The organism is Rhodococcus sp. PvR044, from assembly GCF_040548995.1.
GTDB lineage: Bacteria > Actinomycetota > Actinomycetes > Mycobacteriales > Mycobacteriaceae > Rhodococcus_G > Rhodococcus_G oryzae.
In genome coordinates, this window is record NZ_JBEPSX010000002.1 from 467602 (window position 1) to 494010 (window position 26409).

Here is a 26409-nt window from a genome sequence, read left to right on the forward strand (position 1 = left end):
GGTCGCGCCTACCGGTCGAGGGGTTCGCTCGTCTCCTCGACCGGTACGGCCGCCCGCGCCCGCGCGTACCGGACGCCGCCCACCACGGCCGCGACCGCGAGGATCACGCCGCCTGCGATCGGCCCCGCCGCGGACCCGGGGAACAGGCCCTGGAGCAGCAGCATCACGCCGAACACGAAGAACAGGGTCGCGGCCGCGAGCTGGATGAACCGCTCCGGCAGGTGCTTGCCCAGCACGGCGCCGACGATGATCGCGAGGGCATCGGCCGCGACCATGCCGACCGTCGAGCCGATCCACACGCCGACCCAGTCGTTGTCCGCGGCCAGGGTGATGGTGGCGAGCATCGTCTTGTCGCCGAGCTCGGCCAGGAAGAACGCCGAGGCGACCGCGAGGAACGCCGAGGTGCCGACCCGAGCGGCCTTGTTCTGCTCGTCGTCGCTGAGGCTGTCGCCGCGCAGGGTCCACAAGGCGAAGATCAGGAAGGCGATGCCACCGACGGTGCTGATCAGGTTCGTGGGGATGGCCACGCCCAGGTAGTGGCCGACGCCGACGGAGACCAGGTGCACCACGGTGGTGGCGACGGTGATGCCGCCGATCACAACCCACCACTTGTAGCGCAGGGCAAACGTCATCGCCATGAGCTGGGATTTGTCGCCGAGTTCGGCGACGAAGATGACGCCGAAGCTGAGCAGCAGCGCGGCAAGCATGCGAACCTCCTCCGTTATCTGGTTTCGGAGGATGTTGGGAACCGGTCCTCCGGCCGCCGACGTGTGGACGTCGACAGCCGAAGGTCTCGCCCACCGGTGCCTGTCGCCTGAACGGCGACGCCGGTTCGGGCAGCCGGGCGCATCGCATTTCGCGATGCTGACCAGTATGTCGACTGCTCGATTGGGGGCTACTCCCCTTCGCTAGGCGTAAGACTACCTGAGGTTCACGAGATCGCAAAGCGCACAACAAGTTTGGGAGACCGAACTTTGTTCTTTCGGTATGCGTCAGGAGGCCAGCAGCATGGCCAAAACGGCGGTGTCGGGGTCGGAGTTGGGATCGAGGCTCATCCGGCTGACCAGGGACGTGACGGTGCCGTCGGCGTCCGCCTCCACCCAGGCTGCCCGGTGGTCAAGGCCGAGGTGCGGCACGCCCGGCAGCAACAGGCAGCCCGAGGCGGCGCCCACACACTCCGGCAACGACGGCATGGTCTCCGACGGCGGGTGCAGCACCAGTAGGGCAGGAGGCTGATGCTCCGCGAAACATCCTGGTGTGACGGCGGATTCGCCGAGCACTGGGCCCTCCGCGACCACGAGCCCGACGGTGCCGGGTTCCGGGTCGTCGGGGAGGTCCTCGTGAGCGCCGAAAACCGTTGAGGTGGGAAGTAACCCGGGTACGCCGGCGACCCGGACGGCGAACACCAGTAGCTGGGCCCACTCCTTGGTGGTGTCGGGCCACTGGCCGGAGATGATGAACCCGCGCAGCGCCCCGGCGGCATGGAAGGGCGAGACGCCGATGTGTCCGTGCTGGTTCACATCCGTCCCCCTTCCGCACGACGGCGACCCGGGAGCGCACCCGGGACACCTCCAGGATGCGCCGAACTCGGCTGGCAGACAAGCGGGATGGAGTGCCAGCCGGACCGCGGGACGCGCTACTCCCGCGCGGCGGGAACCCGCACCCGGACCCGCCGCACGGCGCCGGCGCGGTCCCGTTCTGCTTCCTCTGGAACCCACGTCTCGGCGGTGCAGACGAACAGGTCGCGACCGTCGGGCCCGCCCAGCGCGAGCGAGTACGGGTGGGGCGCGGACAGGCGGTCGGTGATGGCGCCCTCGGCGTCGACGCGGAAGATCTCGTCCCCGAACGGGGAGGCGACCCAGACGCCGTCCTCGGCGTCGATCGCGAGGCCGTCGGGGTGCACCGAGGCGTCGAACTCGGCGATCACCCGTCGTTGCTCGAGCCCGCCGTCGGGCTCGATGGTGAAGCCGGTCAGCCGGCCGGGGGTGGATCGGCTCTCGGCGACGATGAGGGTGCTGCCGTCGGAGGTCACGACCATGCCGCCTGCCAGCACCATCGCGGTCGCGACGTCGTGGACGGTGCCGTCGGGTTCGACCATCGCAAGGTCGGCGGGCCGCGGCGGCCGCGGGGGATCGCTGCCGTCGCCGACGTTGCCGACATAGGCGCGTCCGAACCGGTCGACGCACATCTCGTTCAGGTACCAGGTGGCGATGCCGGAGAGGTCGGCATGCACGACCAGGGTGCCGTCCGGTTCCCGGCGCAGCACGAGCAGGTCGCGGGTGGAGGCGATGAGGAGCCGACCGTCGGGGAGAAAGCCCAGGCCCGCGGGTCGGCCGGGCACCTCGGCCACGGTGTTGAGCGCGCCCGTCAGCGGGTCGTACGCCAACACCTCACCGGCGTGCGTGTCCGAGAACCACAGGTGCCGGTCGTGCCAGCGTGCCCCATCGGGAAAGGTCAGACCCTCGACGAGGGTGTCCATCCCTCAACGATACGACCGTTTGCCGGAAACGACTCCGCCGCGCCTGGAGGTCGGGCGCGGCGGAGTGGGTCGTGCGGCGGAGCTGCTTAGACGATGAGGCCTGCGGTCTGGGTGCGGGCGCGGTCGAAGCGGGCGGAGACGTCGTTCCAGTTGACGATGTTCCAGAAGGCGTTGACGTAGTCGCCCTTGACGTTCTGGTAGTCGAGGTAGAAGGCGTGCTCCCACATGTCGAGCATGAGGAGGGGGGTGAGGCCGATGGAGATGTTGCCCTGCTGGTCGTAGAGCTGGACGATGATCAGTCGCTGGCCGATGGAGTCCCAGGCGAGGATGGACCAGCCGGAGCCCTGGATGGCGTTGGCGTTGGCGTTGAAGTGGGTGCGGAAGGCGTCGAAGCCGCCGAACTGGTCGTCGATGGCTGCGGCGAGTTCGCCTTCGGGCTTGTCGCCGCCGTCGGGGCTGAGGTTGTTCCAGAAGACGGTGTGGTTAGTGTGGCCGCCGAGGTGGAAGGCGAGGTTCTTCTCGTGCAGGTTGACGACGGGGGCGACGGCGTCGGCGGCGCGGAGTTCGGCGAGCTTGTCGAGGGCGGTGTTGGCGCCTGCGACGTAGGCGGCGTGGTGCTTGTCGTGGTGCAGCTCCATGATCTTGCCGGAGATGTGCGGCTCGAGGGCGGCGTAGTCGTAGGGCAGTTCAGGCAGCGAGTAGACAGACACGAGGGTCCCTTCCTTACGGGCGCGCACGCCCGGCGTGTACCAAGTTCGATTTTGGGTCGATCCTTCTCGGGCATAACCCAATCTCATTCGTACACCGTCCGCAAGATTTGCGACCAAGCGGGCGCGGATGCGAGTGACGCGTCCAGGGGTGGTCGCCGGACGCCCCGATTTCCGGCACCGGTTCGTCCGGTCGGTGAACAAAACCTTAATATTGGGTGGTGCTCCGACTGCAACACGTTTCCGTGCGCGCGTCATCGCCGCCTCGGATCGAGTTCGGCGGAGCCAATCTCCTTCGCGCGATCGCGGTGCTCGCCGTCATCTATTCGCACATCTCGTACTACCTGATCGACGACCTCGGCTCCGGCTGGTGGCTGATCGACGGCGTCTACACGGTGCTAGTGGCCGGTGGCGGACTCAACCAGCACCTTTCCTTCCTCGGCGTTGCGATCTTCATGATGCTCACGGGGCTGATGCTCACCGCGTCGGCCACCCGGCACACCCCTGGGCGGTTCCTCTTCAACCGGGTCGGCCGGCTGCTTCCCGCGCTGTGGGTGGCGCTCCTGATCGCGATCGTCCTGGTGCGCCTTGGCATCAATGGGATGTTCAGCGGCCAGGACGGGATCTCGAACTCCGAGGCGGCGCTCAGCTTCGTGCTCGGCGGGTTCTTCCTCACGCCGGAGGTCGCGGTGCTCGGGGTGACCTGGACCCTGGTCGTGCAGGTGCTCTTCTACCTGTACTGCGTCGCCGCCCGGCCGCTGCTGAGGACGATCCCGATCGCGGTACCCCTCGCGGGGGCGGCCCTGTGCAGCGCGGTCCTGCTCTACAACCTGTACGTGCCGCAGCCGTACGCAGTGCCGATGCTGTCCAAGGTCGCCGCGACCCTGCCAGCGGTGTTCATGGGCCAGATCATCTACCTGGGCTGGGCGCGGCTGGCGAACTGGCGCTGGATCATCGTGGCGACCATGGCGCAGGCCGAGGTGGTGCGCCTGGCCACCGACAGTCACGTCTACTGGGCGGGGGACCGCTACCTGTGGACGATGGTCGTGGTCACCTGCGCGGTGCTGGCCCTGGTGCGGTACGACGGCTACCTCGGTCGGCTCAGTGTCGTGCGCTGGACCGCGACCCGCAGCTACGCGATCTACCTGCTGCACACGCTGATCCTGTACCGGGTGTACGAGAACACCGTCGGCCACCTGGGCCGGACGGGAGCGGTGCTCGCCTTCCTGCTGGTGACGGCCGGGGCGGCGGAGCTGCTGTACCGGTTCGTGGAGGTGCCCTCGAGCCGATGGATCGGCGCGCAGTCACACCGCTTCGGGCGGTCCGATCAGAGCACGACGAACGCGACGGCGCCGGCGACCACGAGGACCAGCACACCGATCAGCACCGCGAGCGCGACCGACTGAGAGCCGGGCGCGGACTGTTGGTCGTGCCCGGCGGCGGGTTCCGGCGCGAGCCACGGCGGGCTGACCGGTGGCGCGCCGAACTCGGTGTCGGCCGACGGGGTCGCGGACTGGCTTGAGATCGCGGGCGCGGTCGGTGCCGGGATCACGGGCTCGGCAGGCGTCTGGGGAGCGGCCTCGGGTGCGGCGAGCCTCGGGGCAGCCACGGTCGGTGGCGTCGCGGGCTCGGCAGGAATCGGGGCCACGGTCGGCTCCGCGACGACAACCGGCGGCTCGGGGCGAGGACCCTCGGGTCGCTGCCGCGCGGGTTTCGGAGCAGGCCGCGCGGCGCCCCACTTGAACGGCGGCGGGAACGGCGATCCCTGCGCATCGCCCTCGGGTTCCTGAGGTGACATCTACGCCTCCTGCGACGACGGTCGGCCCCCCAACTGCACCGGCGAGCTTACCGAGGCGCGCGGCCTCCGAGCCCGCGCAACGACGATGGACCCGCCGCGGCTGCGGCCGCGCGTAGCATCGGATCATGTCCTGGTACGACGACATCCTCGGCCGCACGGCGGCGAAAACAGCGATCGTGAGCGCCGACGAGGCGCTGCCCGGCCGGACCCAGCCGCTGCGGGTTCCCGACGCCCACTACGTCAACGGACACCCGCTGACCCCGCCGTTCCCGGAGGGAATGCAGACCGCGGTCGTCGGCATGGGCTGCTTCTGGGGCGCCGAGAAGGAGTTCTGGCAGCTCGACGGTGTGTACAGCACCGCGGCCGGATACGCGGGCGGGTTCACCCTCAACCCCACGTACGAGGAGGTCTGCTCGGGCCGGACCGGGCACACCGAGGTGGTGCTCGTGGTCTTCGATCCGGCGGTCATCGGCTACGCGAGCGTGCTGCAGCAGTTCTGGGAGAACCACGACCCCACGCAGGGCCTGCGGCAGGGCAACGACCACGGCTCCCAGTACCGCTCGGCGATCTACACCACCGACGACGCGCAGCAGTCGATCGCGCACGCCACCGCGGAGACGTTCGCGGTCCGGTTGGCCGACGCCGGGTACGGGGCGATCACCACCGAGATCGCCCCGCTCCGCGAGTTCTACTACGCCGAGGACTATCACCAGCAGTACCTCGCCAAGAACCCCGGCGGTTACTGCCCGGTGCATGCCACCGGCGTCAGCTGCCCGGTCGGCCTGCTGAAGCAGGACGAGGTGCCCGCGCAGAAGGACATCCTGCCGCCGAGCTGACGCGTCGCCCTCAGCCGAGCTGCGGCATGACCTCCTTCGCGACCAACTCCAGGTGGTCGAGGTCATCGAGGTCGAGGGTCTGCAGATAGATGCGGCTCGCCCCGAGCTCGCCGTACCGGCCGATCTTGTCGACGAGTTCGGCGGGTGAACCGGCCGCTCCGTTCTCCCGCAGTTCGGCGACCTCCCGACCGATGCGCGCGGCGCGGGCGGCGAGCTCGCTCTCGGTGCGGCCGCAGCAGAGCACCAGCGCATTGGAGTAGGCGAGCTCGGCGGGGTCGCGGTCGATCGTGCGGCAGGCCTGGCGCACCCGTTCGAACTGGGTGGCGGTGCCCTCGAGGGAGACGAACGGCAGGTTGAACTCGTCGGCGTAGCGGGCCGTCAGTTCGGGGGTACGGCGCTTGCCCATGCCGCCCATGATGATCGGGGGCCCAGCGTGGTGGAACGGCTTCGGCAGCGCGGGCGAATCCTCGATGCGGTGGTGCGCGCCGTCGAACGAGAAGGACTCACCGACCGGGGTCTCCCACATGCCGGTGATCACCGCCAGCGATTCCTCGAGCCGGTCGAAACGCTCCTTCAGCGACGGGAAGGGGATGCCGTAGGCGAGGTGTTCCTCCTCGTACCAGCCTGCGCCGATGCCGAACTCCACCCGGCCCTCGCTCATCGCGTCCACCTGGGCCACGCTGATCGCCAGCGGCCCCGGGTAGCGGAACGTCGCGGAGGTGACCAGCGTGCCGAGCCGGATCGTGGACGTCTCGCGGGCGAGGCCTGCAAGGGTGATCCAGGCGTCGGTGGGGCCGGGCAACCCGTCGGAGTTCATCGCCAGGTAGTGGTCGGATCGGAAGAAGGCGCCGTAGCCGAGGTCCTCGGCGGCCTGCGCGACGCGCAGCAACTGCCCGTAGGTGGCGCCCTGCTGCGGTTCGGTGAAGATTCTCAGCTCCATGCGTGCCAGCCTGCCGTATCCGGCGCGGGCGCGCATGCCCCACAACGCGGCCGCCCCGCGCGCCGGGGGAATCGTTCCCGCCTCCACCGACGAGTCGCCGCCGAACGTGACAGTATCGATGGCGTGAGCTTTGGTGATGTGCCCTCGGTGCCCGCGGCGGAGGTACCGGCCGAGCTGTCCGACTCGGTGATCCTGCTGGACGTGCGCGAGGACGAGGAGTGGGCGGACGGGCATGCGCCCGGTGCCCTGCACATCCCGATGGTCGACGTGCCCGCGCGGATGGCCGAGATCGACATGGACGCCGAGGTGTACGTGGTGTGCCGGTCCGGCGGCCGGTCGATGCGGGTGGTCGAATACCTCAACCAGGTCGGGTTCGATGCGGTGAACGTCGTCGACGGGATGGTGGCCTGGCAGAAATGTGGCCGGCCGTTGACCGCCGACGGCGGGCGGTCGGCAAAGATCTACTAGATGAGCACCGTTCAGGTCTGTGCGCGCTGCGCCGCCCGATGGCCGGTTGTCGGGGGCCCGGCGCAGTGGTGCCCGCGGTGCCACGGCGTGCTGCTCTCGCCGACGGATCCGGCGCGCCCGGAACCGCCGAACCTGCGCAACTTCCGATGGGTCGCCCGACGGCCAGGGGCGGCCACGAGCCGGGTCCGCCCGGCCCGGACCTCGGCCCAACCGGGCCCGCCGTCCTACCGCGAGATCCCCCGATGGGGCCTGCGCGACGTGCCCCCCGCTCCCGACCGGGAACCGGTGGCCGGGCGTCGTGAGCAGCTCGCCGAGCTGGCTCCCGCGCTGCTCAGCGCGGCGGCGGCGCTGTTCGCGCTGGCCGCACTCGCCGAACTGTTCCGCTACGGGCTGCTGCTGCGCAACCGGAGCACCCTGATCGGGCCGGGGCTGCTCGCGGTGTCCGACGGGCTGGTCTCCGCGGCGGGTCTGCTCGCCCCGATCGTCGCCGTGTGCGCCGCCGTGGCCACTGTCGCCTGGCTGGTTGGGGCCCGGCGCCGCGCCTTCGCCCGCAGCGGACACGTCGACCCGCGCCGCCCGTCGACGCTCGCCCTCGGCTGCCTGGTCCCGGTGGTGAACCTGGCGATGCCGGGGGTTTTCCTGACCGAGCTGGACGAGCCGGACCCGCAGACACGCACGCTGTTCCGGGTGTGGTGGGTCACCTGGGCGTGTGGCGGCGTGCTGTTCGTGGTGAATCTGTGGTGGCGCACGCTCGACTCGCTGCAGGCGCAGGCCGACGGGGTGCTGCTCGCGGCGGTCACCGATCTGGTGGCGGTCGCGGTCGCGGTGCTGACGCTGTTGGTCATCCACCGCGTCGAGGGTCTGAGCCCGACGGGGAAGCAGCGCGAGCTGACCCGCTGGCTGGTCGCGGTACCCGAGTCGGCCACGTCCGCCGGGACTGCCGAGCCCGCCGGGACTGCCGAGCCGGCCGGGACTGCCGGGCCCGCCCGGACCCCGGAGCGCGTGGAAGCGGGGGCGCCGTGACCCCCGAGCCCCGCGTCGTCGCGCACCGCGGCGCATCCGCCGCCCTGCCCGAACACACCCTCGCCGCGTACGAGCTGGCCCTCGACCAGGGCGCCGACGGGCTGGAATGCGACGTTCGGCTGACCCGCGACGGGCACCTGGTGTGCGTTCACGACCGGCGCGTCGACCGCACGTCCACGGGCACCGGGCTGGTCAGCGAGATGACGCTCAAGCACCTCAACGAGCTCGAGTTCGGTGCAAACGGGGAGCCGGTGCTCACCCTCGCCCAGCTGATCACGCTGGTGCTCGATCACACCAGCCGCCCGACCAAGCTCTTCATCGAGACCAAGCACCCGGTCCGCTTCGGCGGGCTGGTGGAGAGCAAGGTGCTCGCGGAGCTGTCCCGGTTCGGGCTGTCCGCACCCGCGTCCGCGGACCACTCCCGCGCCGTCATCATGTCGTTCTCGGCGGCCGCGGTCTGGCGGATCCGTCGGTCGGCGCCGCTGCTGCCCACGGTGCTGCTCGGGGAGTCGTCGCGATACCTGGGCGGCGGCGCGGCGACCACCGTTGGCGCCACCGCGGTCGGCCCGTCCATCAAGTCGCTGCGCGAGCACCCCGAGATCGTGAACCGGGCGGCCGCGGCGGGCAGGGCCACGTACTGCTGGACGGTCGACGACTTCGAGGACGTGCAGCTGTGCCGGGAGCTCGGTGTCGGCTGGATCGCCACCAACCATCCGGGCCGGACCAAGGAGTGGCTCGCTCAGTAGCCGCGACGTGTAGGTTTCCCGACGTGGGTAAGAGCAAAAGAAACAGTGGTCCGAAGCCCGGCAGCAACCGCGCGGCGAAGCTCGCCGAGCGCCGCGCCGCCCAGGAGAGCGCCGCGGCCGCCGCGGTGCCGCGCCCGTTCGAGGGGCTGGCAGCCGAGTGCGATCTCGTCGCGATGCGCGAGTTCGTCCCGTCCGCGACGGCGACGCTGCCGCTGACCGGCGGCGAGCGCACGGTCGTGGCAGCGACGGTGCTGCCCGGCGCGGTGGCGGGCCTCGTCCGCGACGAAACCACCGCGACATCTGGCGGCACCGCCGCCGCCGCAACAGGCTTCGTCGGCCTGCAGGTGCCCGGCCAGTCCGCCGATCTCTCGGCCGATCTGGCCGCCGCCGTCAACTGGGCCGCAGGCGCGGAGCCGGGGCAGTCCCTCGCCGCGACCGACGCCCAGCCGGGCGGACCGCGCCTCGGTGACGTGATCGAGGCGGGCACGCTGCTCGAGATCAGCGTGTACCAGGACTTCAACTGGTGGATCCCGGAGGGCGTCACGCCCGCCCCGGAGGTCGCCGCCACCGTCGAGCAGGCCAACTCGGTGATCATGCCGTCCGCTCGCCTCGACGGCGAGGGCATCGTCGCCGCGTGGTGGGTCGACGCGGGGGAGAAGGCGCACCTGCGCTGGGTGCGGCCCGAGGACGAGGACCAGCTGATGCTGGCCCTGGCCCGCGTGCATGCGGCCGGTGGACTGCACCTCGGCGAGGGATCGCGGTACGCCGGTTCGTTCCGGACCCACGGGCTGCTGGTGCCGGTGTTCGATCTCGACCCCGAGCGGCACGCCCAGGAGTGGGCGCCCGCGACGGCCGAGCTCGGAGTGCGGCTGGCCGACGCGCTGGCCGTCGACGCGCCCCTCACCTCCGACGAGCTGCGCTCGCGCGACGGTCTGCGCGCCCGCCAGGTCACCCTCCGCTGATCAGACGCGGCTGCGCCGCCCGTGCGCGCTTACCGAGTCCCTGGACTCCATGAGCACGCACGGGCGGCGCAGCCGCATTGGTCAGACGTCGAGGACGACCTTGCCGGGGATGCCCCGTCGCTTGGCGAGAAATGCGGTCCGTGCCTCGGCGAGCGGATAGGCGGCGCCGACGTGGGGGCGTAGTACGCCCCGCTCCGCCAGCCGCGCGAGTTCCCGGAGCTCCTGCCTGTCGGGCTCGACGATGAAGAAGACCGCACGACCGTCGACCGGCGTGACCGGGGGCGGCGCCGTGATCGACACCAGGGTGCCGCCGGGCCGCACGAGCGCGGCCGAGCGAGCCAGGACCTCCCCGCCGATCGTGTCGAACACCAGATCCACCGGACCGAACCGGGTCTCGTCGAGGCCACCGGAGTCGAGCGTCACGTAGTCGTCCGCACCGTGACCGCGGGCCGCCTCCTCGCCCGCCGCCCGGCCGGTCGCGATGACCCGAGCCCCCGAGGCATGAGCGAGCTGGACCACCAGCGAGCCGGTGCCGCCCGCGCCCCCGTGTACCACGACCGTCCGCCCGGACGCGTCGCCGTAGGTCAGTCCGCCGTGCCTGAAGAGTCCCTGCCAGGCGGTGAGGCCCGCCAGGGGGAGGGCGGCGGCCTCCCGGAACCCGATCGACTCCGGAATCGCGGCCAGGTTGCGGGCCTCCACGGCCACGAACTCGGCGGCGGCGCCGTCGCGATGCCAGTCGGTCAGACCGAACACCCGGTCGCCGACCTCGAAACCGGTGGTGCCGTAGGGGATCTCGCTGACGACACCGGCGACCTCGTGGGCCGGGATGCTCGGGGTCCGGTCACCGCCTGCCCGGTCCGTCCAGGTCCCCGGCCAGTCGAGTTCGTCCGGGACGAAGGAGGCGGCGCGCACCCGGACGATCACGTCGCCGGTGGCGGCCTGCGGGTACGGCGCCTCCTCGAGCACCAGGGCATTCGGGTTGTCCGCTCCGCGGTTCTCCTGGATCCGAACAGCTTTCACTTCTCGATTCCTCTCAGGGGCGCGCGCTCAGCGGATCGGTGGGACGCGGCGGGTGCTGACCGCGATCCGGTTCCACGCGTTGATGGTGAAGATGACGGCGATCAGCTGGGACAGCTCCCGCTCCTCGAACTGCTCGGCGGCCCGCGCGTACACCTCGTCCGGAACGAAGCCGTCGGTCAGCACGGTGACCGCCTCGGTGAGGGCAAGGGCGGCGCGCTCGCGCTCGGTGTACAGGCCCGGCACCTCCTCCCAGGCATTGAGCAGGTAGAGCTTCTGCTCGCTGATGCCGACCTTGCGGGCGTCCTGGGTGTGCATGTCCAGGCACCAGGCGCAGTGGTTGATCTGTGAGGCACGGGTGAGCACGAGCTCGACGAGGACCGGGTCGAGGCCCTTCTTGGCGGCGGCGTCGAGGGCGATCATCGCCTGGTAGACCTCGGGGGACTGCTTGAAGATGTTGACCCGCTGTGCTGTCTCGGTTGTCGTCATGGGAATGACTCTAGGCGGGTAATGGACCGAATGAGTGGTTCAATTCGGAGGTGGAATCATGGGCCAATTCTGGATTGGATCTACACCTCGACCTCCGCGGTCGCGGAGGTCTGCGCTCGTCGCTGATGGCCACCCTCCGGGAGGACATCCGCTCCGGGCGGTTGGCGCCGGGTGCACTGCTACCGCCCTCGCGCACGCTGGCCGCGGATCTCGGCATCGCGCGGAACACCGTCGCGGACGCGTACGCCGAGCTGGTCGCGGAGGGCTGGCTGACCGCCCGCCGGGGCTCGGGTACCCGGGTGGCCCCGAGGGCCGCGCCCGCGGCCGACCTTCGGACGCCGCGGCCGGCCCCGTCTGTCCGGCCCGAGCACAACCTGATGCCGGGTTCCCCGGACGCGGCCTCGTTTCCGAGGACCACGTGGCTGGCCTCGACGCGGCGCGCCCTGACGGCGGCGCCGAGCGACGCGTTCGGCCCTGGCGATCCGAGGGGACGGCCGGAGCTGCGAAACGCCCTGGCGGACTACCTGGCCCGCGCCCGCGGCGTGCGCGCGGACCCGGACCGCATTGTCGTCTGCGCGGGCACCGCGCACGCTCTGACCCTGCTCGCCCCACTGCTGGGTGGGGCCGTCGCGGTCGAGGGCCATGGCCTGCACGTGCACCGGGAGCTGCTCGGCTCGGCGGGGGTGCGCACGGTGCCGCTGTCCGTCGACTCGGACGGCGCGCGGGTCGACGAGCTCGTGCGGTCGGGGGCGGTCGCCGCGCTGCTCACGCCCGCCCACCAGTTTCCGATCGGTGGTCCGCTACATCCGGAACGCCGTGCGGCGGCGGTTGATTGGGCGAGCCGGTCGGGAGGGCTGATCCTCGAGGACGACTACGACGGCGAGTTCCGATACGACCGACAGCCGGTCGGGGCGATGCAGGACTTGGATCCCGAGCGGGTGGTGTACCTGGGCTCGGTGAGCAAGAGTCTCTCGCCCGCGCTGCGCCTCGGCTGGATGGCGCTGCCCGACCGCCTCGTCGACCCCGTGCTGGAGGTCAAGGGAATCTGGGAGCGGTGGGTCAGCGTGCCCGATCAGCTGACGCTCGCGGACTTCGTCGACTCCGGTCGATACGACCGCCAGATCCGGCTGATGCGCGGCCGCTATCACCGGCGCCGCGACCAGTTGGTGGCCACCCTCGCGGATCGGGCTCCTGCAGTTCGGGTCACGGGCATCGCGGCGGGTCTGCACGCGGTGCTGGAGTTGCCGCCGGGCACCGAGACGCGGGCCCTGTCGGCCGCTGCCGCGGAAGGCCTTGCGGTGGGCGCACTGTCGACCTTCCGGCACCCGGATGCGCGCGACGCCCCGCGGGACGGACTGGTGGTCGGGTACGGGGCCCCCGCCGAGCACGCCTTCGCCGGGGCGCTGGAGGCGCTGTGCCGGGCGCTGGTCGTCTCCGCCCGGATCCACTGAAACGCGAAGCGGCCGAGGGTGTGTGCTGCACACACCCTCGGCCGCGATGCCGCGTCCGGCTCGACCGGGTCTAGATCGACCCACCCGCGGCCGGCGGCGCACCCGAGGTGTCGCCCACGCTGTTCATCTCGCGGGCGACGAAGTCCTCGAGGTGGAAGAGGTTGTCGCCTGCCCGATCGGCGATGGCGAGCAGGGTGGTCATGGAGGCGACCTCCTCGACCTGCTCCTTGAGGAACCACTGCATGAACTGCTCGCCGAGGTAATCGCCCTCCTCGCGGGCGGTGCTCGCGAGCTGGATGATCTGCTCGGTGACCACCTGCTCCTGCTTGAGGGCCAGCGCGATCGGTTCGCGGGTGTTCTCGAAATAGGACTTCGACGCGTCGACGCCACTCAGTTCCACGGTCATGTCCCGATCCAGGAAGTACTGGACGATCATCATCGCGTGGTTGCGTTCCTCGACGGCCTGCGAATAGAAATGCTTGGCCAGCTGGGGGAGATCCGCGTTGTCGAAAAAGACCGCCGTCGCGATGTACTGATGCGAGGCGTTGAACTCGTTGCGAATCTGATCGTGCAGGAGCGCATGGAATTTGGTCCGTTGAGTGTCTGCGGAATCGCTCATGCGGCGAAACAATATCGCTGGTCAGGCTGCATGTCATCCAAGTCGAACCTTATTGAGGGGAGTATTCCCTAATTGAGTGAAACCTAATTGAGCCGAGCCTAAATGGCGCCGCCGGCCGGTTTCGGAGCGCCTGAATCGGCCGCCACCGGCGACTTCATCTCCCGCGCGACGAAATCCTCGATGGCGAACAGGTTCTCGCCAGCCCGATCGACGATGGTGAGGAGGGTGGTCATGGAGGCGACCTCCTCGACCTGCTCCTTGAGGAACCACTGCATGAACTGCTCGCCGAGGTAGTCGCCGGTGTCGCGGGCGGTGCGGGCGAGCTTGGTGATCTGGTCGGTGACCTGCCGCTCCTGCTCGAGCGCCAATTCGACGGGCGCGCGCACCGAGTCGAATTCGGTGACCACGGCGTCGATCCCGGGGATCGTGACCTCCAGGTCGTTGTCGATGAGGTACTGGATCATCATCATCGCGTGGTTGCGTTCTTCGTCGGCCTGCCCGTAGAAGCGCGCCGCCAGCTGCGGGAGGTCGTACCCGTCGAAGAACACCGCGACCGCGATGTACTGCTGCGAGGCGGTGAACTCGTTGCGCACCTGTTCGCTGAGGAGGTCGTGGAACTCGCTGCGCTGCCGGGAGTTGGTCATGGTCGTGAAGATTACCGGCGCTGGCGCCGGAGTTGGTGAGCTCGCTCAGTGCCGGGTGGCCGTCGGGCGCGGGCCGTCAGCCCGTCGTCAACAGCTCGGGGGGAATGGGTCGATCCTCGGCGAGGGCCTCGAAGAACGACGAGGCGCGCTCGCGGTCCCACAACAGAACGTCGCCGACGTCGAGGACCTCGAAGCCGCCCACCGGCACGGTGGTGGTGACCAGGTCGCTGCGCATCGCCCATCCCAGGCCCGCCAGGTTCCACAGGTGGTCGCCCTCGTCGACCTGGATGGTGTCGGCCGTCTTGGTGACGAGCGGCCACAGCCGGAACGGGTTGATCAGGGTGCCGATGCTCGTCGACTGCGCGAGCAGCGCGGACATGAAGGCCCGCTGGTTGTTCATCCGGTCCAGGTCCGCCATCGGGGTGGCTCTGGTGCGCACGAAGCCGAGCGCCTGCGCCCCGTTCAGGTCCTGGCAGCCCGGCTGCAGGTTGATGCCCGCGAGCGGATCGTCGATCGGGTACGGCACACACAGGTTGACGCCGCCGATCGCGTCGACGATGCCGGCGAACCCGCCGAACCCGATCTCCGCGTAGTGGTCCATCCGCAGGCCCGTTGCCTCCTCGACGGTCTGCACCAGCATCTGGGGACCGCCGATCGCGAAGGCCGCGTTGACCTTGTTCTTGCCCTCGCCCGGGATGCTCACGTAGGAGTCGCGGGGGATGGACACCATCGTCGCGGCGCCGCTCTTGGGGATGTGCACCACCATGATGGTGTCGGTTCGGCCGTTTCCGGTGTCGCCACCGGTCGCCAGCGCGGCCTCCTCCTCGGGTGTCATCCCGGCACGGCTGTCCGATCCGACCAGCAGCCAGTTGGTTCCAGGGGTGTCCCCGATCCGGCCGGGGTAGTCGGCGAGCGCATCGACCCGGTTCAGCCCGCGATCCAGGTAGACGACCGAGCCGCCGACGAGGACCAGCAGTGCCGCAAGGACGAGCCCGATTCGGCGGCCCCAGTTCGCCTTCCGGCGGGTCTTCGCAGGCCGGGGTGGCTGCGGGGGAGGCGCCGCCGGACCGGTTCGGCGGGGCGGCTGGACCGGAGGGCCGACGCGGTCGGCCTGCCTGCGGTACGGGTCGGCGTACGGCTCCGGTTTCTGGGGCGGTGCGTATGGCGACCCACCCTGGGGGCGGTGGGCCCTGGTCGGCTCGGTCGCGCCCGGGCGGACACCGTGTTGCGGCGACGGCTCGGGAGCCTGCGACCAGGCACGCGCGCCCTGCGTCGGCTCGGCGCGGCGACCGTCGCGGCGGATCACCTGGGTGCCCTCGGGGCCGGGGGGTATCGGCCTGCCCTGGCCCTGGGGCGGCGGCACCCGCCGCGGGGGCATCGGCTGACCCTGCCGCGGCTGCGGCGGTAGCGGGCGACCCTGCTGCGGGGGCATCGGACGGCCCTGTTGCGGCGGGACCGGACGGCCCTGCTGTGGGGGGACCGGACGGCCCTGCTGGGGCTGCGGTCCGCGCGGCGGCGCGCCGCGGCCCACCCGCGGATCGCGGGGGTCGCGGTACTGGGGATCCTCGCCGTTCACGGCTCGACTCTACTGGTCACGGCAGCCAGGAGACGTGGCCACGCAGGGCGGTGTACCCGACGAAGGCGACCGCGTCGATCAGCCAGTGCGCGACGATCAGCGGCCATAGCCGGTTGGTCCGCTGCCAGTATCGGCCGAGGACGAGGCCCATCGCGATGTTGCCGATGCCGCCGCCGAGGCCCTGATAGAGGTGGTAGCTGCCGCGCAGCAGTGAGGAGGCCAGCAGCGACGAGTTCTCGCTCCAGCCGAGCCTGCGCAGTCGCGAGATCAGGTACGCGACGACCAGCACCTCCTCGGCGCCGGAGTTCGCGAGCGCCCACAGCAGCAGTGCGGGCAGCCGCCACCAGTGCTCCTCGATGGTGCTGGGCAGCACGGTCAGGTTCGCGCCGATGGAATTGGCGATCAGGTAGAGAGCGAGTCCGGGCAGTCCGATCAGCGCGGCCAGCCCGACGCCCGGCAGCAGGTCGGCGCGGGCTCGCGGCCGGCCGAGCCCGATCTTCGCGGGGCCGAGGCCGCTGCGCCAGAGCAGGTACAGGCCCAGCGCGGCCCAGGCGCAGAGCCTGACGATGCCGAGCAGCTGGCGGCCGAGGTCGATCCAGCCGTGCTCGGATCGGGAGGCGTTCAGTGCGACCGTCTGGTCGGCGAGTCCGCCGGGCGCGAGCGCGTCCTCGATGAGCGAGAGGATGCCGGACAGTCCGCTGAGCCCGAAGGTGACCAGCAGCACGATGGTGATCTCGAGCCACAGTGCGCGACGGCCCGCGGCGTCGAGCGGCGGTTCGGTCTGCGGGGGCGGGGTAGGCCGGAGCCAGGCGTCGAACCGGGTCACACCGGTGAGGGTATGCCGCGCGTCAGCGTTGGGCGCGCAGGCCGTTCACGAACGGGCAGCCCACGAGCAGGCGCAGGGCGCGGCTCAGCTCGGACACGTCGTCCACCGGCTGGGCGAAGGCCATCCGCACGTCGCTGTCGCCCTTCTCGCCCTCGACCCGCAGCCGGATGCCGTAGCGGTCGATGCCGAGCGGGCGGACGCGGCCGGTCCGCAGCGCTCGCGGCAATCGGCCGGCGAGCTGGTCGACGAGTTCGCCGTGGTCGGACTCCAGATGTTCGAGCCAGGGGCCCTCGACCTCCCAGAACGGGTCGGGACGGGCGGCGAGCAGCGCGTCCACCGGGACCGGCTCCGCGCCGTGCGAATCCGCCACGACCGCCGAGTCCAGGATCAGGCGCAACAGGGTGGTGGTGTGCCCGACGTCGAGCAATGCGGGGTCCGGGCGCTCGTCGGCGACGGCGGCCGCCAGCGCGCGGGAGGCCTCGGCTGGCACCGGGTGCAGGGCGCCGCGCAGCCAGACCAGCGACCGCACCGGTTCCCGCAGGGAGAGCGGGGTCAGGTCGGTGAGCTCGAGCACCGCAGGCAGCCCGGCTCGCCCCGCCTGCCAGGTCAGTGCGGTGGCCACCGAGTCGGTGCGGACGGTGAGAACGACGTCGCCGCAGGTCCGCAGGTGGTGCACGGAGACCTCGACGGGATCGCTGCCGTCGATGGCCAGCACCGCCTGCTGGGCTCGGGCGCAGGCGCTGCGGACCCGCTCCGCGGTCGACGGACCCTGGGTGGTGGTGGCAGCAGTCATGTGGCGCTCGCTTCGTTCGGTCCGGGTCACGGAGATGCCGATCACAGTAGGTTAGCCATGCCTAAGTTACGGCAGGACCCGATGGCCCGCAAGATCTCCGTCCGCGGCGACTACGGTTGGGGCCGTGTCCACCCTGCTCACCCTTCATCCGCCGACGCCGAACGATCGGCAGCCGCCCTTCACGGGCCTGCTCTCGCAGCGATGCCCGGACGCGCCCGCGGTGTCGCGCAGGCGCCTCGGAGCGATCTTCGGTCCCCCGGTGCTGGCGGCGAGCGCGCTCGGTTCGGGCTCGGGCTCGGACGATTCGGTCGTCGTGTCGCTCGACGTCGCGCCCGACACCCTCGCGTCGGACGGGCCCGCGGTCGCGCGCTTCGACATCGACTGCAGCCTGGAACAGCTCGACGACGCCATCGAGTTGACGCAACCCGGGGAGTCGAACCCGCACCCGCTGTCGGCGCCGCTGGCGGTGTTCGTCGCCCCCGCCGACGACGCGGAGGCCGGCTGGGCGGCCGAGGTCGCCACCCGGATCGCCGATGCGGGGGCGCACCCCGGGCTGCGCGCGGGTGCGAGCCCCGACGAGGTGGCCGACTTCCTGGCGGTCCTCGCGCACTCCCACGCGGGCTTCGTGGCCAGGGCGACCTCCGGGGCGGAGGCGCTGGCGATCCTCGCGGCCACGGTCGCGGCCCTGCGCGGCGACGACGTCCGGGCCGCGTTCGTCGCCCCCGACCCGACCCGGGTTGCCGGGCTGAACCAGGACGCCGCCGAGGCGCTTCGCACGGTGCTGCTGAGCATCGAGGTCGACGACGCCGAGGAGGCGGAGCGTCACCTCGCGGCACACGGGATCACCGCCACCGCTGCGCCCTGAACTCCGGCTCGTATCGCGGCAGGTGAGTAACCTTGTCGTGTGCCTCGTATCGCCTACTTCGGACCGTCCGGAACGTTTACCGAGATGGCCCTCGCCCAGATGGAATCGGGTGGGGCCTTCGACGGTCCGGTGGAGCGAGTGTCCGCACTCAGCCCGCCTGCCGCGCTCGCGCTGGTCCGGGAGGGCCGCGTCGACGGTGCTGTCGTCCCGATCGAGAGCTCGGTCGAGGGGCCGGTGCCGCCGACCCTCGACGCGCTGGCGTCCGACGAGCGGCTGCAGATCGTCGCGGAAACCGAACTGGACGTGAGTTTTACGATCCTCGGGCGCGCCGGGACCACCCTCGACCAGGTGCGCACCATCCGCGCATATCCGGTCGCGGGCGCGCAGGTGCGCATGTGGATCGAGCGCAAGCTCCCGGATGCCGTCATCGAGTCCGCGTCCTCCAACGCGGGCGCAGCGGAGGATGTCGCGGCGGGGATCGCCGATGCCGCGGTGTCCACGGCGCTGGCAGGCGAACGACTCGGGCTCAGCGTTCTCGCCGATTCGGTGGCCGACTTCGACGGCGCGCGAACGCGTTTCGTCCTGGTGACGCGCCCGGCTCAGGTCCCCGCGGCCACCGGCGCGGACCGCACCGCGGTGGTCCTGCAGCTCAACAACGAACCCGGCTCCCTCGTGAGTGCGATGGCGGAGTTCTCCACTCGGGGAATCGATCTCACCAGGATCGAATCCCGTCCGACCCGCATCGAGTTCGGTACCTACAGGTTCTTCCTGGACTGCATCGGGCACCTCGAGGACACCGCGGTGGCCGAGGCGCTCAAGGCCCTGCATCGCAAGCACGACGTCCGCTTCCTCGGTTCGTGGCCCGCCGCCACCCCCGGTGGGGTGCGGCCGCCGTCGGACGAGGAGGCGACAGAGTGGTTGCGCCGGATACGGTCCGGCGAATCGGACGGGAGGTGACGGCATGGGCAAGCTGATCCTGGTGCGCCACGGCCAGACCGAGGCGAATGTCGAACGGCGGCTGGACACCCGGCTGCCGGGGGCCCGGCTCACCGATTTCGGGGAGAGCCAGGCCCAGGCTTTCGGGCTCTCGGTGGCAGGCACGGCGCCGCGCGCCCTGGTGGCCTCGCTTGCATTGCGGGCGAGGCAGACCGCTCAGTTCGTCGAGCGGGAATCGGGCATCGCGACTCAGGTGCGCGAGGGCATCCACGAGGCGCAGGCGGGGGAGTTGGAGGACCGCTCGGACCGCGAGTCGCACGAGCTGTTCATGAAGGTCTATCACTCCTGGCACGCCGGCGACCTCGGCGTGCGGGTACCGGGCGGTGAGTCCGGGCACGACATCCTCGAGCGCTACGTGCCGGTGCTGCGTTCGTTGCGCGAGGAGTTCCTCGAGGAGCCGGCGGACGACGCCGAGCCGGGTTCCGGCGACGTGCTGGTTGTCAGTCACGGCGCCGCGATCCGGCTGGTCGCGGCGCATCTCGCGGGCATCAACGGCGCCTTCTCCGCGAACACGCACCTGGACAACACCCAGACCGTGGAGCTGGTGCCGACCGCGGACGGTGGCTGGCGATGCGTGCGGTGGGGGTTGCTGGTGCCGCCCTTCGAGCCCTTCGCCAGTGCCGGGCCCGACGACCCGATGGGCTGACGCGGTGCCCGAGTCCGATCGCGTGGACAAGCGCACCCTGCGGTACGCAGGCCGGCGGGACGAGCTGCTCGCGTCGGTGACCGAGTACGTGATCGCCAACGGGGTCGGGGAGTTGTCGATGCGCCCGCTGGCCAAGGCGGTCGGGGTGTCGCATGCGTCGCTGCTGCACCACTTCGGCAGCAAGGAGAACCTGCTCGCCGAGGTGATCGAGGGGATGCGGGGGGAGTCGATCCCCGCGGAGTTGCTGGCCGAGTCGGGTGCCGATCCGATTGCCTTGCTCACTGCCTGGTGGGAAGCGCGGACGGCGCCCGAGACGCTGCCGCGATTCCGGGTGATGCTAGAGATCTACGTGCAGGCCCTGCTCGACCCGGCTGGGCACGAGCGATTCCTCGAGCAACTCGTCGGCCAGTGGCTGGTCGCCCTCGAGCACGGCCTACGCGGGGCCGGCTGCCCGGACGAGCAGGTGTCGCAGGTGGCCACCCTGATCCTTGCCCAGATCAGGGGCCTGTCGATGGACCTGCTCGCCACCGGTGACCGTCCGCGGGTGGACCGGGCATTCGCGTTCCTCGTCGACGATCTCGCGGCGCGGGTCCGCGGCTGGAAGATTGCTTGACCGATCGGTAGGTCTAACTTTATGGTCTGTGTGCCCGGCGCTGAATGTGACCGGGCACACTGCCGTGAGGAGAGCGTGATGACCCACCGACTTCGTACCGCCCTGGTGGCCGCGGGCGTGACTCTTGTCGCCGCCACATGGGCCGTGGCGCCGGCCGTGGCCGCGCCTGTCGCCGGCGAAGGCGAGGCCCCGGGCTCCGTCGTGAGCAGCGAGGAGCTGCCGCACGATCGCTGGCTGCCGGGCACCGCGACTGCATCGCTGCTGACGTACTGGTCCCAGGGGCCGCAGGACAAGCCGATGCTCAGCACCGGCGCCGTCTACCTGCCCGAGGGGACGCCGCCCGAGGGCGGTTGGCCGGTGATCTCCTACGCGCACGGCACCACCGGGGTCGCGGACCAGTGCGCGCCCAGCGTCAATCCGCCGTCTGAGCGTGCGGTGACCCATCTCGGCCATTGGCTGGCGCAGGGCTACGCGGTGGTGGCGACCGATTATCTCGGGCTCGGCACCCCCGGCGTGCATCCCTACCTGGACGGGCGCTCGGCCGCGCACAGCGTGATCGACATGGTGCGCGCCGCCCGGGCGGTCACGCCCGAGTTGTCGAAGAAGTGGGTCGCCACGGGGCAGTCGCAGGGTGGTCACGCGACGCTGTTCACCGCGAACATCGCCACCCGCTACGCCCCGGAGCTGGACTACCGTGGCGCGGTGTCCACGAGCGCGCCCTCGAACATCGAGATGCTGCTGCCGCTGGGCGGCCCGGCGTTCCCGAAGCTGCCGCTCAAGGGCACCACCGTGTACATCGCCAACGTCCTCGACGGGCTGCGGGCCGCGCGGCCGGACGTCGACATCGACTCGTACCTCAGCCCCCTCGGTCGCAGCATTCTCGCCGATGTGGAGACCTCGATCTGCTACGGCGACGCGCGGACCAAGTACGCCGACGTCGGGATCGGGCAGCTGCTCTCACGGTCGGTGGACACGCCCGAGTTCATCGACGCGGTCCGCTCGATCCTCACAGTCCCCACCAGCGGCTATGACCGCCCGCTGCTCATCGCACAGGGTCAGCAGGATATGGACGTCCCGATCCCGCTGACGCTGAAGCTGGTCGCCGATCTGACCGCGAACGGGGTGGAGTTCGCGTTCCGCACCTACCCGACCGATCACGGCGGCACGGTGGCCGCCTCGGTGCCGGACAGCACACCGTTCATCGCGAAGCTGTTCGCCGGCGAGAAGCCGTGCATGGGGAGCTCCTGCTAGGCAATCGATCGCCGCAACACATTGCTCAGAACGTAACCGAGCGGGGCGCCACCGAATCACGGTGGCGCCCCGTGTCGTTGGGGTAGGACGCGGCGCCATGTCAACCCGTTTCTGGGTGGTGTCGGGCGGTGCCCTGCCGGTTTCGTCTTTTAGGCGGCGAAGGGGAGTTGGTTGCGCCGGTTGTGTGCCGGCATGGGTTGTCGCCTGGGGTCGATCCATCGTGGTGGGGTGAACCAAGGATGGCCGTCGGTTTTGCTGATGTGCACGGTCCAGTCGCCGCGGTGGATGGTGGTGTGGTGGAAGCGGCAGAGCAGTACCAGGTTTGACAGGTTGGTGGGTCCGCCGTTGGACCAGTGCTGAATGTGGTGGCCTTCGGTCCAGGCGGCGGGTCGTCCGCAGCCGGGGAAGGCGCAGCCGCAGTCCCGAGCATTGAGGGCGCGGCGGAGTTTGCGGGGGATGAGGCGGGTGGTGCGTCCGACGTCGATGGGGTTGCCGTCGGCGTTCATGGTGATGGGGGTGATGTCGGCGTCGCAGGAGATCTGGGCGGCGAGGTCGAGTGAGATGGGCCCCAACCAGGGCATCCAAGCCGGTCCACGTCTACGCCCCCGGTGGCCGCGTTCATGGTGATGGTGTTGGTCGGTGGTGGCGGCGAGGTCGTCGGCGTCGACGAAGACGTTGATGTGGGGTCGTTCGCCGCCTTCGCTGGGTGCCTGCCCGGAGTCCAGATAGCTGCGGACGATGTGGGTGAGGGCATCGGCGCGGCGTTGGGCGGGGGTGCGTTGGTCTTTGCTGGTTTGTCCGTCGCGGTTGTCGGCCCCGGGGCGGGGCTTGGACAGGGCGGAGAGTGCGGTGAGGAGGGCTTCGCCGGAGGCGGCGTCGAGGTGTCCTTTGAGGTGGACGCGGCCGCCGAGTCCGGGTGAGGCGTGGAATTCGTTGAGTTCGGCGTTCTCGGAGTCGGGGTTCTTCTTGTCGCCGTTGAGGATCTGATCGAGTGCCTTGGCTCGGCGGGCGAGGGTGGTGGAGTCTTCGGTGCGGGCTGCGTAGAGGAGGTAGCGGCCGCAGGCCTCGGTTCGGGTGGCGTCGGTTCCGACGATGTCGAACACATTCTCACCGTCATCGACACCGCCGCCGTCCGCATCGGTCTCGGTTGCGACGTTGTCGTCGCTGCGGGCTGGGGCGTCGGGGTCGGGGACCTTGTTCAGGAGTTCGATGATCACCCGGATCTGGTCGTAATCGGTTTCGCCGGCGTCGAACGCGGCGGCGACCTCCGGGTGCTTCGCCAGCTCGCGGCCGAGTTTGACGATCTTGTTCGCCTGGCCGGGGGTCATGGTGGCCGCGCCGGCGAGCCAGTTGCCGGGGGAGGAGGCCCCGACCTGTTCGGCCGCACACCGCTGATCGACCTGATGCATCAGGCGCACCCGCAGCGCCTCGAGCTGTCGCATCCGCAGCGAGAGCTCGGGGATCAGCCTCAGGAGTTCGGCGTCCGCGAGCTGCCACGCGGCCACATCCTGTGGCGCGGTGAGCATCTCGTCGAGATCCATGTTCGAAGCTTACTAGAACATATGTTCGACCACAAGAGTTCGTGTGGGTTCCTCATCAAGCTGCCGGCTGATGCTCCAGCAGTTATCAGAGAGGGATTGGCTCGAATGGTGGGGGTCAGCCCTGCGTTCGGCACGCGAGGCTCGGCCCTACGCCGAGGCGGCCTGACGCATGTGCCCCGCCGGATCGGCGGGGCACATGCGGGGTCCTGGGGCGTGTTGGCCGGTATTCGCCGGGCCTGTCAGCTGACGGCGCCGACCAGAACGTCGATGGCCTGACGGAAGCGCGCATCGCTGCCCGCGCTCAGGGTGGACCAGGCCACCCCGTCTGCCGAGACGCTCGAGGTGCCGACGATCCGTCCCCTGTCGGTGTCGAACACCGTCACGGGACCGCCGATCGGCTCGACCTTGCCGTCGCCGTGCCGGATCGCGACGATCTCGGCGCGCTCCCAGCAGCAGGCCAGCGCGGCGGAGACCGCCACGACATCCTGATCGGCGACCCTGAGCGCGGCGAGCCGTCGCGCGGTGGACCTGGCGTCGGCGCAGTCCGCCAATGCGGCGACCAGCTGCTCGGTCGGCGCGTTGACCACTCCGAGGTCGACCGGCGCCTGCCGTCCGATCGCGTCGAGCATCAGCTCCCCGGCGGGATGCTCCGCGCGCTGCAGTACGTACGAGTCGGGCCCGCGGAGGGCGAGCACCGATCCGGTCGGTCCGTGCGCGAGGCAGAGCCGGGAGATCTCCTCGGCAGGAGCGGAGCCTGCGGAGCGACCATCCGAAGGCAAATACCACCGCAGCGCCACCTCCCAGTACGGACGGGCCAGCACCTGCAGCCATTCGGCGACGTCCGGGTGCACCGCGCCCGCCTCGAGGAGCCCGCGCTCGGCGAGGGTCACCCGGGCGGTGTCGAACGCGGCGTCCCTCGCGGCCACCGAGTCGAACCGCGCTGTCGCGTTCAACACCACCGGCAGCTCGTCGATGCCGAGGACGTTCACCAGCAGGTCCAGTTCGTCGAGGCCGAGCGTGACCGACTCCAACCGGGACGGCGCGGACAGGGTGCCCGAGTCGATCACCGCTCGTACTCCTGGGGATCCGCGCCGAGCACCGCGGGGATGACGACGCGGCCGTCGCTGAAGTGCTCGAAGTTCTTCAGGTAGGCGGGGGTGTGGTGTTCCTCGTCGTCCTGGCCACCGCCTGCCGCGCCGCCCATCATCGGGGCGCCGAGCTGGCCCCCGCGCGGACCGGCGGCCATGGCCGCCTCCGCACGTGCGGTTCCGGAGGCGACTCCCTCCGAGCCGCCCGGTACACCCGTGACCCCGGCGCCGAGTCCGCCACCGGCGCCGCGGCCCCAACCCTCGGGCAGCGTGGCGCGCCCGGCGCCACCGCCGCCGAAGCCGCCCGCGCCGCCGCGGCCAATGCCACCGGCCGAGGCCATGGTCCGGGTGGCGCCCGAACCCGAGCCCGAACGGCCGCCCGCACCGGCACCCGCCGTCGGGCTCGCGGCGAAGCCGCCGAACGACTGGCCGGAGCCACCGCCGGTGATCGCGGACACCGCGGCGGGAGCGAGCGAGGTCGCGGTCGAGGTGACGGTGCTGAATCCGGCGCCTGCGATCGAGCCGGCCTGCGAGGCGGCGCTGACCACGGCCGGGTTCTGCGCCTGCGCCATCACCGCGGCCATCGCTGCGCCCGCGGGGTTGGTCCGCCAGTCGACGTCATCCTTGTTCGTGGGCACCGCCTCCTGCGTGCCCGCGCCCGTGGCCTGCGCCCCGGTCGCCAGCGGGGGAGGCGGGGTGAAGCTCTGCGGCACCGAGACCGCGGTCGACGCGGCCTCGTAGCTCTCCATGACCAGCGCCGCACGCAGGTCCATCGCCCGGTCGGCGGCCTCAGCGGCGGCGCCTGCGCCGGCCAGCGAGCCCCCGACGGTGTGCGCCACCACCTTCGCGGTCTTGACGGCCGCGATCTCGGGCAGGCTCGGCATGGTGATCCGGGCCACCGAGTGGGTGCTGGCCGCGGCGCCGGCCTTGGCCGCCGTCGTCGTCGCCATCGCCGTGGACTCCTCGGTCCAGGCGGTGAACGGGATGAGCTTGGCGAGGGCGGCATCGGAGGCGAGGCCCTCCCAGCCCACCCGCAGCTCTTCCATCACCTTGGTCATGGTCGCGGACGCGTCCATCAGACCGGCCGCGATGTTCGTCCAGGCGACGCCCGCCGCGGACAGCTGCACCGGCCCGACTCCCGCGTTGAGGGCGGTCGAGTTCCAGGTGGCCCCACGAGGCATCCAGACGACGCCGGTGAATCCCATGGTCATATCGGTGTCTCCTCAGATCCGGTGTCGGGCGCTCACATGCCCGCGGCGAGCGAGGCGCCGAGGGAATGGTCCTGGTTCTCGTACTCGGCGGCGTGCTTGCGGAGGGTTTCGGCGGCGACCCGCAGTTCGGCGACGCCGGTGGTGGCGGACGGCAGGAAGCTGTCGGCGACCGAGTTGAACGAGTTGGCGACCATGACCGAGACCTCTTCGGTGCCGGCGGGCGCCAGGTGCAGCGCAGGCGCGTTGACCCGGACCGTGGCCTCCAGGCGCGCCGCGAGGGCATCGAGCTGCGTCGCGGCGGAGATCAGGGCTTCGGGAGCGACATACACATGGCCTGACATGGTCGCGGCCTCCTTGAGGGCTCGGCGGAGCGGGGCCTGCGGGGCGATCCGCAGACACCGAGATTGGCTGTCAAGAGGTTGGACGCGGCGCGCGCCCGACCGGTTCCCACCAATTTCGCCGACCGCGCCCGCTACCCCCAGCCGAGCTGGTGCAGGCGCTCTTCCTCGATGCCGAAATAGTGTGCGACCTCGTGGATCACCGTGATCGCGACCTCCTCGATCACCTGTTCCTCGGAATCGCAGACGTCGAGGAGGGCCTCGCGGTAGATGGTGATGGTGTCCGGCAGCGAACCGCCGTAGTGGCTGTCGCGTTCGGTCAGCGCGATGCCGTGATAGAGCCCGAGCAGTCCGGGCTCCTCCGGATCGCGGTCCTCCACCAGCACCACGACGTTGTCGATCGCGCGGGCGAGTTCGGCCGGGATGAGGTCCAGCGCCTCGGAGACCAGCTCCTCGAAGCGGGCCTCGGTCATCTGTACGGTCACG

Annotated in this window: 30 protein-coding genes; 12 read left to right on the top strand and 18 right to left on the bottom strand. The window is 70.7% G+C overall.

Annotated features, from left to right (window positions below; translation table 11 throughout):
* Window positions 1–8 precede the first annotated feature (8 nt).
* The 4 genes from ABIC28_RS08320 to ABIC28_RS08335 all read right to left on the bottom strand — a co-directional run bounded on the left by ABIC28_RS08320 (window position 9) and on the right by ABIC28_RS08335 (window position 3189).
* Window positions 9–707 (bottom strand): TMEM165/GDT1 family protein, encoded by a 699-nt coding sequence (locus tag ABIC28_RS08320; RefSeq protein ID WP_097210679.1) that lies wholly within the window; start codon window positions 705–707, stop codon window positions 9–11.
* Between the two features lie 285 nt (window positions 708–992).
* Window positions 993–1520, bottom strand: a complete 528-nt coding sequence (locus tag ABIC28_RS08325; protein ID WP_354578376.1) for a peptidase — start codon at window positions 1518–1520, stop codon at window positions 993–995.
* 116 nt (window positions 1521–1636) lie between these two features.
* Window positions 1637–2479 carry an SMP-30/gluconolactonase/LRE family protein gene (locus ABIC28_RS08330; protein WP_097210678.1) on the bottom strand — a complete coding sequence of 281 codons (843 nt, stop codon included), beginning with the start codon at window positions 2477–2479 and terminating at the stop codon, window positions 1637–1639.
* An 86-nt stretch (window positions 2480–2565) separates the two neighbouring features.
* Window positions 2566–3189, bottom strand: coding sequence for a superoxide dismutase (locus ABIC28_RS08335; protein WP_209927884.1), 624 nt, complete (start codon window positions 3187–3189; stop codon window positions 2566–2568).
* A 266-nt stretch (window positions 3190–3455) separates the two neighbouring features.
* On the opposite strand from ABIC28_RS08335, the gene ABIC28_RS08340 reads away from it, so the two are divergent.
* Window positions 3456–4592, top strand: coding sequence for an acyltransferase family protein (locus tag ABIC28_RS08340; RefSeq protein WP_097214405.1), 1137 nt, complete (start codon window positions 3456–3458; stop codon window positions 4590–4592).
* Here ABIC28_RS08340 and ABIC28_RS08345 read toward each other — a convergent pair.
* Window positions 4514–4984 (bottom strand): hypothetical protein, encoded by a 471-nt coding sequence (locus ABIC28_RS08345; protein WP_354578379.1) that lies wholly within the window; start codon window positions 4982–4984, stop codon window positions 4514–4516. The two genes, ABIC28_RS08340 and ABIC28_RS08345, sit on opposite strands and share 79 nt — an antisense overlap.
* Before the next feature lie 125 nt (window positions 4985–5109).
* Here ABIC28_RS08345 and msrA point away from each other — a divergent pair, with 125 nt between their 5' ends.
* A complete protein-coding gene (msrA, locus tag ABIC28_RS08350) occupies window positions 5110–5820 on the top strand; it encodes a peptide-methionine (S)-S-oxide reductase MsrA (RefSeq protein ID WP_354578381.1) in 711 nt (236 codons plus the stop codon).
* A 10-nt stretch (window positions 5821–5830) separates the two neighbouring features.
* Here msrA and ABIC28_RS08355 read toward each other — a convergent pair whose 3' ends face one another.
* On the bottom strand, window positions 5831–6760 hold the full coding sequence (locus ABIC28_RS08355; RefSeq protein ID WP_097214404.1) for an LLM class F420-dependent oxidoreductase: 930 nt from the start codon (window positions 6758–6760) through the stop codon (window positions 5831–5833).
* Between the two features lie 123 nt (window positions 6761–6883).
* Here ABIC28_RS08355 and ABIC28_RS08360 point away from each other — a divergent pair, with 123 nt between their 5' ends.
* From ABIC28_RS08360 to ABIC28_RS08375, 4 genes are read left to right on the top strand one after another with little or no spacing between them, the layout of a single operon-like run.
* Window positions 6884–7228, top strand: a complete 345-nt coding sequence (locus tag ABIC28_RS08360; protein ID WP_179800726.1) for a rhodanese-like domain-containing protein — start codon at window positions 6884–6886, stop codon at window positions 7226–7228.
* Entirely contained in the window at window positions 7229–8251 is a 1023-nt protein-coding gene (locus tag ABIC28_RS08365) for a DUF4328 domain-containing protein (RefSeq protein ID WP_354578383.1), read from the top strand.
* Window positions 8248–8997: a glycerophosphodiester phosphodiesterase gene (locus ABIC28_RS08370; RefSeq protein WP_354578385.1), complete on the top strand. Its 750-nt coding sequence runs from the start codon at window positions 8248–8250 to the stop codon at window positions 8995–8997. Before ABIC28_RS08365 ends, ABIC28_RS08370 begins: the two co-directional genes overlap by 4 nt.
* Window positions 8998–9020: 23 nt before the next feature.
* Window positions 9021–9959 (top strand): DUF5926 family protein, encoded by a 939-nt coding sequence (locus ABIC28_RS08375; RefSeq protein ID WP_097214369.1) that lies wholly within the window; start codon window positions 9021–9023, stop codon window positions 9957–9959.
* Window positions 9960–10040: 81 nt separating this feature from the next.
* Here the strand turns inward: ABIC28_RS08375 and ABIC28_RS08380 are convergent, their stop codons facing one another.
* Both ABIC28_RS08380 and ABIC28_RS08385 read right to left on the bottom strand, forming a co-directional pair.
* The gene (locus ABIC28_RS08380) at window positions 10041–10979 is read right to left on the bottom strand and encodes an NADP-dependent oxidoreductase (protein WP_179800725.1); all 939 of its coding nucleotides are present in this window, start codon (window positions 10977–10979) and stop codon (window positions 10041–10043) included.
* Window positions 10980–11006: 27 nt separating this feature from the next.
* Window positions 11007–11465 (bottom strand): carboxymuconolactone decarboxylase family protein, encoded by a 459-nt coding sequence (locus ABIC28_RS08385; protein WP_269590454.1) that lies wholly within the window; start codon window positions 11463–11465, stop codon window positions 11007–11009.
* A 50-nt stretch (window positions 11466–11515) separates the two neighbouring features.
* On the opposite strand from ABIC28_RS08385, the gene pdxR reads away from it, so the two are divergent.
* Window positions 11516–12916: a MocR-like pyridoxine biosynthesis transcription factor PdxR gene (gene pdxR / locus ABIC28_RS08390; RefSeq protein WP_354578388.1), complete on the top strand. Its 1401-nt coding sequence runs from the start codon at window positions 11516–11518 to the stop codon at window positions 12914–12916.
* Between the two features lie 70 nt (window positions 12917–12986).
* Here the strand turns inward: pdxR and ABIC28_RS08395 are convergent, their stop codons facing one another.
* From ABIC28_RS08395 to ABIC28_RS08415, 5 genes are all read right to left on the bottom strand, one after another.
* Window positions 12987–13535 carry a ferritin gene (locus ABIC28_RS08395; protein WP_097214366.1) on the bottom strand — a complete coding sequence of 183 codons (549 nt, stop codon included), beginning with the start codon at window positions 13533–13535 and terminating at the stop codon, window positions 12987–12989.
* Window positions 13536–13633: 98 nt separating this feature from the next.
* Window positions 13634–14191: a ferritin gene (locus tag ABIC28_RS08400; RefSeq protein ID WP_306455759.1), complete on the bottom strand. Its 558-nt coding sequence runs from the start codon at window positions 14189–14191 to the stop codon at window positions 13634–13636.
* 64 nt (window positions 14192–14255) lie between these two features.
* Window positions 14256–15485: an LCP family protein gene (locus ABIC28_RS08405; protein ID WP_307861351.1), complete on the bottom strand. Its 1230-nt coding sequence runs from the start codon at window positions 15483–15485 to the stop codon at window positions 14256–14258.
* A 286-nt stretch (window positions 15486–15771) separates the two neighbouring features.
* Window positions 15772–16581, bottom strand: coding sequence for a CPBP family intramembrane glutamic endopeptidase (locus ABIC28_RS08410; protein ID WP_209927939.1), 810 nt, complete (start codon window positions 16579–16581; stop codon window positions 15772–15774).
* A 22-nt stretch (window positions 16582–16603) separates the two neighbouring features.
* Complete coding sequence (locus tag ABIC28_RS08415) at window positions 16604–17374, bottom strand: DUF2470 domain-containing protein (RefSeq protein WP_209927938.1); 771 nt, start codon at window positions 17372–17374, stop codon at window positions 16604–16606.
* Window positions 17375–17498: 124 nt separating this feature from the next.
* On the opposite strand from ABIC28_RS08415, the gene ABIC28_RS08420 reads away from it, so the two are divergent.
* From ABIC28_RS08420 to ABIC28_RS08440, 5 genes are all read left to right on the top strand, one after another.
* Window positions 17499–18239, top strand: a complete 741-nt coding sequence (locus ABIC28_RS08420; RefSeq protein WP_269590459.1) for a hypothetical protein — start codon at window positions 17499–17501, stop codon at window positions 18237–18239.
* A gap of 39 nt (window positions 18240–18278) precedes the next feature.
* Window positions 18279–19196, top strand: a complete 918-nt coding sequence (gene pheA, locus ABIC28_RS08425; protein WP_097214362.1) for a prephenate dehydratase — start codon at window positions 18279–18281, stop codon at window positions 19194–19196.
* Window positions 19197–19200: 4 nt separating this feature from the next.
* On the top strand, window positions 19201–19881 hold the full coding sequence (locus tag ABIC28_RS08430; protein WP_209927936.1) for a histidine phosphatase family protein: 681 nt from the start codon (window positions 19201–19203) through the stop codon (window positions 19879–19881).
* Window positions 19882–19885: 4 nt separating this feature from the next.
* The gene (locus tag ABIC28_RS08435) at window positions 19886–20494 is read left to right on the top strand and encodes a TetR/AcrR family transcriptional regulator (protein ID WP_097214398.1); all 609 of its coding nucleotides are present in this window, start codon (window positions 19886–19888) and stop codon (window positions 20492–20494) included.
* Between the two features lie 78 nt (window positions 20495–20572).
* The gene (locus tag ABIC28_RS08440) at window positions 20573–21745 is read left to right on the top strand and encodes a lipase family protein (RefSeq protein ID WP_209927935.1); all 1173 of its coding nucleotides are present in this window, start codon (window positions 20573–20575) and stop codon (window positions 21743–21745) included.
* A 149-nt stretch (window positions 21746–21894) separates the two neighbouring features.
* Here ABIC28_RS08440 and ABIC28_RS08445 read toward each other — a convergent pair whose 3' ends face one another.
* From ABIC28_RS08445 to ABIC28_RS08465, 5 genes are all read right to left on the bottom strand, one after another.
* Window positions 21895–23286 (bottom strand): HNH endonuclease signature motif containing protein, encoded by a 1392-nt coding sequence (locus tag ABIC28_RS08445; RefSeq protein ID WP_354578393.1) that lies wholly within the window; start codon window positions 23284–23286, stop codon window positions 21895–21897.
* A gap of 239 nt (window positions 23287–23525) precedes the next feature.
* Window positions 23526–24353, bottom strand: a complete 828-nt coding sequence (locus tag ABIC28_RS08450; protein ID WP_209927932.1) for an ESX secretion-associated protein EspG — start codon at window positions 24351–24353, stop codon at window positions 23526–23528.
* Window positions 24350–25585 carry a PPE domain-containing protein gene (locus ABIC28_RS08455; RefSeq protein WP_209927931.1) on the bottom strand — a complete coding sequence of 412 codons (1236 nt, stop codon included), beginning with the start codon at window positions 25583–25585 and terminating at the stop codon, window positions 24350–24352. Before ABIC28_RS08455 ends, ABIC28_RS08450 begins: the two co-directional genes overlap by 4 nt.
* Before the next feature lie 32 nt (window positions 25586–25617).
* Window positions 25618–25926, bottom strand: a complete 309-nt coding sequence (locus ABIC28_RS08460) for a PE family protein (RefSeq protein WP_097214415.1) — start codon at window positions 25924–25926, stop codon at window positions 25618–25620.
* Between the two features lie 131 nt (window positions 25927–26057).
* A complete protein-coding gene (locus ABIC28_RS08465; protein WP_077043246.1) occupies window positions 26058–26408 on the bottom strand; it encodes a metallopeptidase family protein in 351 nt (116 codons plus the stop codon).
* Window position 26409 lies beyond the last annotated feature (1 nt).